Below are 11,610 nucleotides of genomic sequence, written 5' to 3' on the forward strand. Positions count from 1 at the left end.
ACTACGCACATTCGCATGTACGATTTATTTAATGAATTAACAGGTACGTTTGTCTTGTTTAGTTTTCAAAGATCATTATTAAAGCGACTTTTATATTATATCCAATCTCGGATATTAAGTCAAGAACTTTTTTTAAGTTCTTTTTTTCTTTCGCCGCCGTTTTGCGGCAACGAATAATAATATACCACCGTATTTATGATTGTGCAATACTTTTTTGAGAAAAAATTTAATTTGTTTTAAATGCGCAGCAGCCGCTTGTTACACGGCTGCTGCCCAAACGTCATTTAACGATGTCTCATTTGCGGGAATAGTAAAACGTCCCTGATTGAAGGAGAATTCGTCAAAAGCATAATCAGTCTGTCAATGCCGATTCCAAGACCGCCGGTAGGAGGCATTCCGTACTCCAGTGCTTCGACAAAGTCTTCATCCATCATATGCGCTTCATCGTTTCCTTCTTCACGTTCTTTTAATTGAGCTTCAAAGCGTTCTTTTTGGTCGATAGGATCATTTAATTCAGTAAATGCATTCGCGTGTTCACGGCCGACGATAAACAGCTCAAAACGGTCTGTAAATCGAGGGTCTTCAGGGTTTTTCTTAGCAAGCGGAGAAATCTCCACAGGGTGTCCGTATATAAAAGTAGGCTGAATCAACGTTTCTTCAACTTTTTGCTCGAAGAACTCATTAATGATATGTCCTACTGACATGCTTTCAGAAATTTCAATTCCGTGTTCTTTCGCGAATGTTCTTGCTTCTTCTACCGATACTTCTTTCCAGAAGTCTACACCGGTGGCTTCTTTAACAGCATCGACCATATGAAGTCTCTTCCATTCAGGCTTGAGGTCAACTTCATAATCTCCGTATTGAACGGTTGTAGTGCCAAGCACTTCTTGTGCAATATGAGCGATAAGGTTTTCCGTCAAGCTCATAATATCTTTATAGTCAGCATAAGCTTCGTAAAGTTCAATCATTGTAAATTCAGGATTGTGCCGTGTGGAAACTCCTTCATTTCTGAATACACGTCCGATTTCATAGACTTTTTCCAATCCGCCGACAATCAGCCTTTTCAAATGGAGCTCGATAGCGATCCTCATGTAAAGCGGCATATCAAGCGCATTATGATGCGTAATGAACGGACGGGCAGACGCTCCGCCCGGAATCGCGTGCATCGTAGGCGTCTCAACTTCTAAGTATCCGTGGTCATCTAAGTATCTTCTCATCGATTGAATGATTTTGCTGCGCGTAATAAACGTATTTTTGCTTTCCGGGTTTACGATCAAGTCCAAATAACGCTGACGGTAGCGCTGTTCGATGTCTTTTAATCCGTGATATTTGTCCGGAAGCGGACGAAGTGCTTTTGTTAATAAATCAAAGGATGTAGCTTTGACAGACAATTCGCCAACATTCGTTTTAAACATGACGCCTGTAACGCCGACAATGTCCCCGAGGTCAGAGCTTTTAAACCATTCGTACTGCTCTTCACCGACACTGTCTTTCCTGACATAGATCTGAATCTGGCCCTTTAAATCCTGAATGTGCGCGAATCCCGCTTTTCCTTTTCCACGCTTTGTCATCATCCGGCCGGCAATCGTCACTTCAATTGCTTTTTCCTCTAATTCTTCTTTTGAGAATTCATTATATGATTCAATGAGATCAGTTGATTGATGGGTGCGGTCAAAACGCTGCCCGAAAGGATCTTTCCCGTTTTCTCTCAATTGATTCATTTTATCGCGTCTGACTTGCAGCTGGTCGTTTAATTCTTCATGGTTATGCTCTTCATGACTCATCATATATCACTCCGTTACTTTTAGTCTTTCAGGAAAAAAGCAGAAAAACTGCCAGTGAAAACTGGCAGTGAGCAGAGGTCGGATTTATCCTACTTTTGCATCCTGAAGCTCTTTTGCCTCGGCTTCAATCGTAAACGCGTCTAAAAGCTGAACGAGCTCATCCCTCGTTTCGCAATGATTAATTTCATTCCGGACCTTTGCGTTTCCTCTTATGCCTTTTAGATACCAGGCTGCGTGCTTTCTCATTTCGCGAACCGCAACATTTTCGCCTTTCAGTCCGATTAATCGGTCAAGGTGAAGTTTGCAGACAGACATTTTCTCACGCACTTTCGGCTCATCTTTCAATTCGCCTGTTTCTAAATAGTGAACCGTACGGTAAATCATCCACGGGTTACCCAGCGCTGCACGGCCGATCATGACACCGTCAACCCCTGTTTCATCAAGCATGCGTTTTGCATCTTGCGGAGTTTTGACATCACCGTTTCCGATTACCGGTATTGAAACGGACTGCTTCACTTCTTTGATAATATCCCAATTTGCCGTTCCTTCGTACATTTGCACGCGGGTCCGCCCGTGAAGAGCGACCGCTTTTCCGCCTGCGCGCTCTACAGCTTTCGCATTCTCAACGGCAAAGATATGGTCTTCATCCCAGCCCATTCTCATTTTTACGGTCACCGGCTTGTCAACAGCCTCCACTACTGCAGAAACCATTTCATAAATTTTATTCGGATCAAGCAGCCATTTGGCTCCTGCATCACATTTTGTAATCTTTGGCACCGGACATCCCATGTTTATATCAATAATATCCGCAGTTGTGTTTTGGTCAACAAACCTCGCCGCTTCGACAAGCGTTTCTTTTTCGCCGCCGAAGATCTGCAGGCTGAGCGGCTTTTCACGTTCATCGATATAAAGCATTCCCATTGTTTTTGCATTATTGTAAAGGATCGCTTTATCGCTGACCATTTCGGCGCAGACCAAACCCGCTCCGAATTCCTTAACCGTCAAGCGGAAGGCGGAGTTGCAGACACCGGCCATCGGCGCAAGCACAACCCTGTTTTTTAATTCTATATCACCGATTTTAAACATTTTTAGTCCTCCTTTCTTATTCTTCTGATGGAGATAATTCCTCCACTGTTATATTTAAAGTATTGGCTACATCCCTGAGCATGCTCTCCGACGGCATACGATTCCCGCGTTCTACTTCACCAAGCACAGAAACGGATATACCCAATGCTTTTGCAAACCCTTCTTGAGTATAACCCTTCAGCTTTCGATATGCACGAATTCGTCTACCCCAGATTTCTGCTTCCATACTCTTACACCTTCTTGATTTTTCGCATGATTGACAGCTCCCTCAAGCTCGGGATAAATCTCCAGCAGCGGGATGAGCACAAACAAACGTTCATGCATTCTAGGATGAGGAACGATAAGTTGCTCTGTCTCAATATTTTCACGATTATACAACAAAATGTCAAGGTCTGCAGTTCTCGGCCCCCATCTGATGTCGCGTTTGCGGCCGAGTTCTTTTTCAATACGCTGAGTCAAATCAAGCAATTCAAACGGTGAAAGAGATGTTTTAACAGCTGCAGCCATGTTTAAAAATAGATCTTGGTCTGTATACCCGACAGGATCTGTTTCATAAATCGACGAGATGTCTGTCACCTGTACAGACGGATGTTGATGGAGGAGAGAGACAGCTTTTTTTAAATATTCTTCCCGCTGGCCGATATTCGAGCCGAGCGCTATATATGCCGAATTGTTCATTGTCGTTTCCTCGTCATCTCGATGGCCACCGATTTATAGTGTCCCGGTATAGGCGGGTCAGGCTTGACGACTTTGACCGTGCATTCCTGAACCGCTTCAAAATGCTTCAGCACTTTTGCGGCAATCGTTTCTGCGAGGGTCTCCACAAGGTTGACCGGCTCTCCCTCCACAACCTCTTTGCACAGCTTATACAAATCAGCATAATTAATGGTGGCATCAATACGATCCGTTTTTCCGGCTTCGCTTAAGTCTAGAAATGCTGTCAGATCAACGCGGAATCTTTGGCCAAGTTTGTTTTCTTCTTTGAAAACACCGTGATATCCGTAAAACTCCATGCCCTCTACATACACTTTATCGATGATAAACGCCTCCTTTATCAATCATGGCATCCATCATTTTTGCCATCCTGGAAATTTGCTTGACGTCATGCACCCTGACGATATCGCACCCTTTTTGAATACCGAGGCATACCGTCGCGCCCGTGCCTTCCGCCCTCTCCTCAGGCGGCAGATCCAGAACACGGCCGATAAATTTTTTGCGTGACGTCCCCAATAAAACCGGGTATCCGAGTTCGCTGAATTTCTCAAGCTGGTTCATGACCGCCAGATTGTCATGATACGTTTTGGCAAAGCCGATACCCGGATCAAGTACGATGTGATGATCTTGAACGCCTGCTGATTTTGCAATGCTCACACATTCCATCAAATCAGACAGCATGTCCGGGATCAAGTCCTTATAATTCCGTTCCTCGCGGTTATGCATCAAGATAATCGGCACATTATGAGCGGCCGCAACCCGGGCCATGTCAGGGTCTGCTTTTGCTCCCCAGACATCATTGATAATCGTTGCACCGGCCTTAAGGGCTTCATCCGCCACTTTTGCTTTATAAGTGTCAACAGAAATCGGCACGTCGATTTCCTGAACAAGTTTTTCAATTACAGGTATGACCCTTGACAGCTCCTCATCAAGAGAAACCTTTTCCGCCCCCGGCCTCGTTGATTCTCCTCCGATATCAAGGATATGGGCGCCGTCTTCGATCATTTGCTTTGCATGAATAACGGCGCGGTCGATGCTGTTATATTTTCCGCCGTCTGAAAAAGAATCGGGCGTCACATTTAAAATCCCCATGATCAATGTTTTATCTTCATAAGACAATGTGTATTGCTTTGCGGTCAACTTCTTTGAACGCACCGCTGTTTGAAGCGCCATATCCTTCACCCTTTAATTGAAATATAGTCTTTTGCTGCTTTTCTATCGTTAGTGTATGCCTCTTGCAGACGTTTCGACAAATTTCCATCCTTTCCCGGAAATTGAGTGCTGCCGATTCTCCGGAATGGAACGATTTCCTGAACGGAATTGGTCATCCATGCTTCGTCCGCAAAGAGAAGCTCCTTTAAAGGGTATACCCCCTGCATAACTTCGATTCCCATATCTGCAAGGCGCTCGATGACATAACGCCGGGTGACGCCGCCTAATATGCCGGTATCAAGAGAAGGTGTATACACACAACCGTCTTTTCCCCAAAAAATGTTGGAAATGATCCCTTCGGCTACAGCTCCGCCTTCGGTAAGAAAAATCCCTTCTTTGGCAGCGTCTGGTCCGAGCTCTCTTTTTCCGAACAGATTATTTAAAAAGTGATGTGATTTCAAGCGGAACGGACCTTCTGGCGTATTGCGTCGGACCTGTAAAATGACACCCTCCTTTTCAACCGGAACCGATTCAGGATGAAAAGGATTCATCATCACCATAACACCGGGTTTTTTGTATGAATCAGGAAAAAGACCTGAGTCACCGGGACCGGCAGATATATTTAACCGGACCTTGGCATCCAGATTTGGGGGCTGATTCAACTGAAGCAGCCTGTCAAGAATGGCAAGCACTTCGCTTTTTGTCAGCTCAAGCTCAATTCTCAGCTGTTCCAAAGCGTTGTTCAGTCTGTCCATATGCCAGTCTAAAAGGAAGGGCTCCCCTTCATAAAGGCGGAACGTTTCAAATACCCCGATTCCGTATAAAAAACCATGGTCAAAAGGAGAAAGTCTTGCTTCCTCCTCCTTCACATATTGACCGTTCAGGTAAATGATCATGTGTTCACTTTCTTTCGGTAAGTCTCAATAAAATTCTTCAGCATTTCTTTTCCGGAGGCAGTCATAATCGACTCCGGATGGAACTGAACGCCTTCAATAGGCAGTTCTTTATGCCTGATGGCCATAATCTCCCCTTCTTCCGTCCAAGCCGATGTCACAAAACAACCGGGCAGCGTATCCGGTTTGACGATCAACGAATGATACCTCGTGGCCGTGAGCGGATGTTCCAAGTCTTTAAAGACCGTCAACCCGTCGTGCAAGATCTCGGAAGTTTTCCCATGCATTAACCGTTCCGCCCTGACGACATCGCCTCCGAAAACCTGGGCGATCGACTGATGTCCGAGACAGACCCCGAAAATCGGTATCTTCCCGGCAAAATGGCGGATCACTTCAAGGCTGATCCCGGCCTCATCCGGACTGCAAGGACCGGGAGATATCATCAAAAAGTCAGGCGACATATCCTCTATTTCCTGAAGCGTGATCTCATCGTTCCGCTTGACGACTAACTCCTCGCCAAGCTCACCTAAATACTGAACCAAATTGTACGTAAATGAATCGTAATTGTCGATCATTAGAATCATATCTCAGCTCTCCTCTGCTCTTTTTTCTCTTCTTCACTCAACTGCAGCGCCTTTTTCATCGCCAGGGCCTTTTTAATTGACTCTTTATATTCATGCTTAGGGTTGGAATCGATGACGATTCCAGCTCCGGACTGCATGAACGCCTGGCCCGCTTTCACATATATCGTTCGGATAACGATATTAAAGTGCATATCCTGATTATATCCGAACCATCCTATAGAACCAGTATAAAGCCCCCGTCTCGTCGGCTCAAGCTCCTCTATAATTTCCATCGTTCTAACTTTCGGCGCTCCTGTAATCGTACCGCCGGGAAACACGGCATGGATGACATCCACGGCATCGCATTCGTCCCTTAGTTCCCCGCACACATTAGAGACGATATGCATGACATGGGAATACTTCTCAATCACCATGAATTCATCGACCCTGACCGAACCGTACTTGGAGACCCTGCCGAGGTCATTACGCTCTAAATCAACGAGCATCACATGTTCGGCGCGCTCTTTTTCATTCATGATCAGTTCGTTCGCGAGCGCTTCATCCTCCGCTTCATCCGCCCCGCGGGATCTCGTCCCGGCAATCGGTCTTGTCTCAAGCCTGGTGCCCTTTTTCTTAATGAGCAGTTCGGGCGACCCGCAGATGATTTGAAAATCCGGGGTTTCCAAGTAGGACATGTACGGCGAAGGGTTGATTTCTCTTAACATTTTGTATACCTCATAAGGAGGCGCAGACAGGCGCTCCGACTGGCGAACAGAAAGGTTCACCTGAAATACGTCGCCGCTTGCAATGTATTGCTTCACCTTCTCAACAGCCTGAGAAAAGCCGGCTTCTGTAAATGAAGCTGCGAATGACGGGCTTTTATTATCATTTGATTGATGACCGCCAGCGGTCTTCGGATGTTCCGTCTTCCACATTTGCTCAAGCCTGTCCAGTTTCTCTTCCGAAGCGGCCGGCGATTCTTCAACGGTGTGGGTAATCACCCAAAGCTGCTGCTGCTTATGATCATAGACGGCTATATCATCAAATACGAGAAAGAATAAATCCGGCGTTTGCAGATCATCGATAGACAGGATTTTGAATTTCTCAATATATCGGGCATAGTCATAGCTTAGAAAACCGACAGCCCCGCCCTGAAAGTCGGGAAAATCTGCAACCGTCTCCGTTTTCAGCGTTTCAAACCACTGAGAAAACTGCTGAAACGGATCCCCCTCTTTGAATATGATGTCCCCTTTGTATTGAATCGTCGTGATGCCGTCTTTCCCTTTTGCTATTGCGACAGGGTCGAGCCCGGCTATGCTGTATTCTCCGCCTCTCGCACTTTCGAGCAGAACGCGGTATTGCTTTCCTTTCGACAGGCTTTCAAATTGCTCTAAAAACCGTTGATTGGAAAATGGGAACGCTCTGGCTACAGGCCTTCGTTGTCTCATCATATCATTCCTCTGCCGTTAGTCTAATGTCCTTATTGTAATGCATATCTTTTTTCTAGGAAAAGAGAATTTCATTTCCAATATAGAAAAAAGTCCTTGAGCATGTTCACTCAAGGACACCGAGCTTTTAAAAGGGCTTCGCCCGTGAAAAACAAAAGGCCGCCGACATTGTCGGCAGCCTCCCGTTTCAACTGGAGCCTATTCAAATTGATAAAGAGGCGTGCTTAAGTATCTCTCTCCGTTACTAGGAAGAACAGCGAGAACTTTTTTGCCTTTCCCAAGCTTTTTAGCGACTTGAAGAGCAGCACAGATCGCAGCACCCGAAGAAATTCCTCCGAGAATTCCTTCTTCTCTCGCCGCTTTACGGGCAAATTCAAAGGCTTCTTCGTTTTTCACTGTGATGATTTCATCGTAAATTTCCGTATTCAAGATTTTCGGAACGAATCCCGCTCCGATTCCCTGAATTTTGTGCGGACCTGGTTTTCCTCCGGAAAGAACAGGAGAATCAGTCGGTTCCACCGCGAAAATCTTGATGGACGGATTTTTTTCTTTCAGGACTTCTCCGGCACCTGTTATCGTTCCGCCGGTTCCGATACCTGCAATGAATGCATCTAAACCGTCTCCGAATTGTTCGGCGATTTCTTTTCCCGTTGTGCGGCGGTGAACTTCTGAGTTCGCAGGGTTGTTAAATTGCTGAGGCATAAAATAGCCGTGCTCCTCAGCCAGTTCTTCCGCTTTTTTAATCGCGCCTTTCATTCCTTCAGCACCCGGAGTCAGCACAAGCTCAGCTCCATATGCACGCAGAAGGTTGCGGCGCTCAGAACTCATTGTATCAGGCATAACAAGAATCGCTTTGATGCCCTTCGCTGCAGCGACCATGGCAAGTCCGATTCCCGTATTTCCGCTGGTCGGTTCAATCAGTGTATCTCCTTCTTTCAGAAGGCCTTTCTCTTCAGCATCTTCTATCATGGCAAGCGCAATCCGGTCTTTTACGCTGCTTCCAGGGTTCATATACTCCAGTTTCACATATACTTCAGCACTGTCTTCATCAACTAGTCGATTTAATTTAACGACAGGTGTATTTCCGATTAAGTCATAAACAGAGTTTGCAACGCGAACCATTTGAACACCTCAATTTCCGAGTAATTTTATTGGGATTATATCTAATTTATCAATATCAAAATATTTTGTCAATCTTTATTTTTTATCGTCATAAAACCAAGATACTTTCGCATCTTTCCAAAGTGTCTTCACCGAAGCTTTGTCGCCTAATTGATCCATCGCGATCTGCCTTCTGATTTGATTTTTCACTTCGCTGTAAGTGAAAGCTTGCCCCGGGAGCTTTTCTTTGAGCTGGATGATTGCATAGCCTTGGCTCGTTTTAATTGGTTCATCCACCCATTGATTTTCCTTTAGCTGCTCAGCTTTCTCTAAATATTCGGCCGGAATGTTTTCGTGCTGATCATTGACGAACCCGAGGTCGCCGCCGTAAGGAGACGTATACCGGTCAGTCGAATGTTCAGCCGCGGCCGCTTCAAAGCTGGATCCTTCCTTCAGCTCTTTAAGAACTTGTTCTGCTTCGTCTTTATCTTTGACAACGATATGCTTGAGGCGATAAGAATCATCGAATTTATATAAGTCCTTATTTTTGTTATAGAATGACTTCAATTCGCTGTCAGAAATGACAATATCTTTTGTCAGGAGCTCTTCTAGAAGAATATTATGCTTGATCTGCTCTTTCCATTCTTTTTCTGTTGTGGCTTCGTCTTCGTAGAAGGAATTGTATACAGCTTTAATCAGCAGAAATTCTCTTTCAATGTCTTCATCAGACACTTTGATCTTATTTTTTTCGGCCATTTGGGTAACAACGCGGTCGTTGATCATATCTTCAAGCGTTGATTTTCCATAGCGCTCTTCCATTTCGCTCAGCCATTCTTCACGCGTGATGCCGTTTTTTCCGATATGTGCAATGACTTCTTGAGCGGACGGTGAAGAAGCAGTCTGCGATTTCGTCAAAACATACGCGATCACGATACAGTTGACAAAGATCGCACCTAAAATAATCGGCCAAAGTGTTCTTGATTTCAATATGGTGTCTCCCCTTTCCCCATTGTAAAAGACCCGCTACTGCATAGCGGGCTTATATTTCATCTCGAAGCGCTTCAAGCTCTTCCTTTGTAAACAGATACTTCTCATTGCAAAAATGGCATTGAGCCTCAGCTTGGCCATCTTCATCAATCATCTGTTGAATTTCATCTTTGCCAAGACCGATGATGCCTCCTGAGAAACGCTCTTTTGAACAATTGCATGTAAACCGGACAGGAACGGTTTCCAGTATTTCCGGTTCTTCTCCCAATACCGCAGCCAGCACTTCCTCAGGTGTCAAACCTTTCTGAATCAGCTTTGAAATGGGCTCCACTTGAGAAAGGTTTGTTTCAAGCTTCGTGATTGTTTCATCGTCCGTGCCCGGCAGCAGCTGAAGGATAAATCCGCCTGCAGCTAAAATCGTATTGTCGGGGTTGACGAGCACCCCTACACCCACCGAAGAAGGAACCTGTTCAGAAGATACGAGATAATATGTAAAATCCTCGCCGATTTCTCCGGAAACGATCTCAACCTGGCCTGTAAATAAATCGCGGAGACCGAGATCTTTTACTACGCTTAGTGTGCCGGACGTACCGACGGCTCTTCTGACGTCCAGTTTGCCGTGTTCATTTAAGTCAAAATGAACGTGCGGATTGGACACGTAGCCCCTGACATCTCCTTTTGCATTTCCGTCAGCGACAATCGCGCCGATCGGTCCGCCTCCTTCAATCTTGACGGTAAGCTTGTCTTCGCCTTTCAGCATGGCACCGAGCATGACAGCCGCCGTCATCGTTCTTCCTAAAGCGGCGGAAGCGGTAGGCCATGTGTTATGCCTTCTTTGGGCTTCATGAATCGTTTCTGTTGTATTCGCTGCATATGCTCTCACTTTGCCGTCATATGCGATGGCTTTCACTAAATAATCCATACCTCATCCTCCTATACACTTTCAACACGATTCCGTTCATAAATAAGCTCTAGTCCCTTCAATGTAAGGAACGGGTCAACGATATCGATGCAGTCCGATTCGTCTGCTATCAAGGAAGCAAGACCTCCCGTCGCAATGACTTTCGGATTTTTCTTGGACTGCCATTTCATCCGTTTGACAATGCCTTCAACCTGTCCGACGTAGCCGTAAAGGATTCCGGACTGCATCGCGCTGACCGTACTTTTGCCGACAATATGATCGGGCCGTGCAATTTCAATTCTGGGAAGCTTGGCAGCTCTCGAATAAAGCGCTTCAGTTGAAATCGTGATGCCCGGCGCGATCGCACCGCCCATGTACTCCTTGCGCTCGTTAATATAACAGTACGTCGTAGCGGTTCCAAAATCAACGACAATCAGGGGGCTCCCATAGAGATGAATAGCCGCCACTGCATTTACAATGCGGTCTGCTCCGACTTCTTTCGGATTATCGTATTTTATGTTTAATCCTGTTTTCATTCCCGGACCGACAATCTGAGGCTCGATCTGAAAATATTTAATACACATTCTTTCGAGGGAGAACATGATCGGAGGTACAACTGATGAAATAATAATTCCTTCGATCTGGTCAAACATCAGTCCGACATAATCAAATAAAGAACGAAGAAGCATGCCGAATTCATCTTCCGTTTTATGGCGGCTTGTCTCAATCCGCCAATGATATTCGAGCTCTCCTTCGTGGTAGATGCCAAGGACGGTGTTTGTATTTCCCACATCTATAACAAGCAACATTCTGATCACCACTTTTGACTAGTTTCTCTTACTTGGGCATAAAACATTCTACCATCATACAATACACGATGCCGATTCTGTTTGTAAACGAATCAAATCGTAGTGAACAAAGATTTTCCAAAGAGGTTTTTTAACCATAAAAAAAGAAAACTGCCAAAAGCAGAGCTTGGCA

General features: G+C 45.3%; 13 protein-coding genes. All 13 read right to left on the reverse strand.

The features are described from left to right. Positions 1–284 precede the first annotated feature (284 nt). The 13 genes from lysS to LQ247_RS21555 all read right to left on the reverse strand — a co-directional run bounded on the left by lysS (position 285) and on the right by LQ247_RS21555 (position 11,438). Positions 285–1,784, reverse strand: a complete 1,500-nt coding sequence (gene lysS / locus LQ247_RS21495) for a lysine--tRNA ligase (RefSeq protein WP_023855967.1) — start codon at positions 1,782–1,784, stop codon at positions 285–287. A gap of 84 nt (positions 1,785–1,868) precedes the next feature. Further along, the gene (dusB, locus tag LQ247_RS21500; protein ID WP_020449833.1) at positions 1,869–2,870 is read right to left on the reverse strand and encodes a tRNA dihydrouridine synthase DusB; all 1,002 of its coding nucleotides are present in this window, start codon (positions 2,868–2,870) and stop codon (positions 1,869–1,871) included. A 16-nt stretch (positions 2,871–2,886) separates the two neighbouring features. Next, positions 2,887–3,096, reverse strand: coding sequence for a helix-turn-helix domain-containing protein (locus LQ247_RS21505; RefSeq protein WP_031304995.1), 210 nt, complete (start codon positions 3,094–3,096; stop codon positions 2,887–2,889). Then, complete coding sequence (gene folK / locus LQ247_RS21510; RefSeq protein ID WP_020449832.1) at positions 3,048–3,548, reverse strand: 2-amino-4-hydroxy-6-hydroxymethyldihydropteridine diphosphokinase; 501 nt, start codon at positions 3,546–3,548, stop codon at positions 3,048–3,050. The genes LQ247_RS21505 and folK overlap by 49 nt, the downstream gene beginning before the upstream one ends. Next, positions 3,545–3,907, reverse strand: coding sequence for a dihydroneopterin aldolase (gene folB / locus LQ247_RS21515; RefSeq protein WP_023855968.1), 363 nt, complete (start codon positions 3,905–3,907; stop codon positions 3,545–3,547). Before folB ends, folK begins: the two co-directional genes overlap by 4 nt. Next, positions 3,900–4,757, reverse strand: a complete 858-nt coding sequence (gene folP / locus LQ247_RS21520) for a dihydropteroate synthase (RefSeq protein ID WP_035337486.1) — start codon at positions 4,755–4,757, stop codon at positions 3,900–3,902. The genes folB and folP overlap by 8 nt, the downstream gene beginning before the upstream one ends. Positions 4,758–4,762: 5 nt before the next feature. Then, entirely contained in the window at positions 4,763–5,632 is an 870-nt protein-coding gene (pabC, locus tag LQ247_RS21525; RefSeq protein ID WP_096747836.1) for an aminodeoxychorismate lyase, read from the reverse strand. Further along, positions 5,629–6,213, reverse strand: coding sequence for an aminodeoxychorismate/anthranilate synthase component II (pabA, locus tag LQ247_RS21530; RefSeq protein WP_020449828.1), 585 nt, complete (start codon positions 6,211–6,213; stop codon positions 5,629–5,631). Before pabA ends, pabC begins: the two co-directional genes overlap by 4 nt. Further along, the gene (locus tag LQ247_RS21535) at positions 6,210–7,640 is read right to left on the reverse strand and encodes an anthranilate synthase component I family protein (RefSeq protein WP_025809565.1); all 1,431 of its coding nucleotides are present in this window, start codon (positions 7,638–7,640) and stop codon (positions 6,210–6,212) included. Before LQ247_RS21535 ends, pabA begins: the two co-directional genes overlap by 4 nt. A gap of 198 nt (positions 7,641–7,838) precedes the next feature. Continuing rightward, positions 7,839–8,762: a cysteine synthase A gene (cysK, locus tag LQ247_RS21540; protein ID WP_020449826.1), complete on the reverse strand. Its 924-nt coding sequence runs from the start codon at positions 8,760–8,762 to the stop codon at positions 7,839–7,841. A gap of 75 nt (positions 8,763–8,837) precedes the next feature. Next, positions 8,838–9,728, reverse strand: coding sequence for a peptidyl-prolyl cis-trans isomerase (locus LQ247_RS21545; RefSeq protein ID WP_026578991.1), 891 nt, complete (start codon positions 9,726–9,728; stop codon positions 8,838–8,840). 52 nt (positions 9,729–9,780) lie between these two features. Next, positions 9,781–10,650 carry an Hsp33 family molecular chaperone HslO gene (gene hslO / locus LQ247_RS21550; protein ID WP_020449824.1) on the reverse strand — a complete coding sequence of 290 codons (870 nt, stop codon included), beginning with the start codon at positions 10,648–10,650 and terminating at the stop codon, positions 9,781–9,783. 11 nt (positions 10,651–10,661) lie between these two features. After that, positions 10,662–11,438 carry a type III pantothenate kinase gene (locus tag LQ247_RS21555; protein WP_003178242.1) on the reverse strand — a complete coding sequence of 259 codons (777 nt, stop codon included), beginning with the start codon at positions 11,436–11,438 and terminating at the stop codon, positions 10,662–10,664. Between the last annotated feature and the right edge of the window lie 172 nt (positions 11,439–11,610).

Origin of the sequence: Bacillus sp. BS3(2021) (assembly GCF_021043345.1) — a bacterium.
GTDB lineage: Bacteria > Bacillota > Bacilli > Bacillales > Bacillaceae > Bacillus > Bacillus paralicheniformis.

What these genes read in the sequence shown, in the direction of transcription:
- lysS (WP_023855967.1), bottom strand. Translation starts at nt 1,784, where the DNA reads ATGAGTCATGAAGAGCATAACCATGAAGAATTAAACGACCAGCTGCAA.
- dusB (WP_020449833.1), bottom strand. Translation starts at nt 2,870, where the DNA reads ATGTTTAAAATCGGTGATATAGAATTAAAAAACAGGGTTGTGCTTGCG.
- LQ247_RS21505 (WP_031304995.1), bottom strand. Translation starts at nt 3,096, where the DNA reads ATGGAAGCAGAAATCTGGGGTAGACGAATTCGTGCATATCGAAAGCTG.
- folK (WP_020449832.1), bottom strand. Translation starts at nt 3,548, where the DNA reads ATGAACAATTCGGCATATATAGCGCTCGGCTCGAATATCGGCCAGCGG.
- folP (WP_035337486.1), bottom strand. Translation starts at nt 4,757, where the DNA reads ATGGCGCTTCAAACAGCGGTGCGTTCAAAGAAGTTGACCGCAAAGCAA.
- pabC (WP_096747836.1), bottom strand. Translation starts at nt 5,632, where the DNA reads ATGATCATTTACCTGAACGGTCAATATGTGAAGGAGGAGGAAGCAAGA.
- pabA (WP_020449828.1), bottom strand. Translation starts at nt 6,213, where the DNA reads ATGATTCTAATGATCGACAATTACGATTCATTTACGTACAATTTGGTT.
- LQ247_RS21535 (WP_025809565.1), bottom strand. Translation starts at nt 7,640, where the DNA reads ATGAGACAACGAAGGCCTGTAGCCAGAGCGTTCCCATTTTCCAATCAA.
- cysK (WP_020449826.1), bottom strand. Translation starts at nt 8,762, where the DNA reads ATGGTTCGCGTTGCAAACTCTGTTTATGACTTAATCGGAAATACACCT.
- hslO (WP_020449824.1), bottom strand. Translation starts at nt 10,650, where the DNA reads ATGGATTATTTAGTGAAAGCCATCGCATATGACGGCAAAGTGAGAGCA.
- LQ247_RS21555 (WP_003178242.1), bottom strand. Translation starts at nt 11,438, where the DNA reads ATGTTGCTTGTTATAGATGTGGGAAATACAAACACCGTCCTTGGCATC.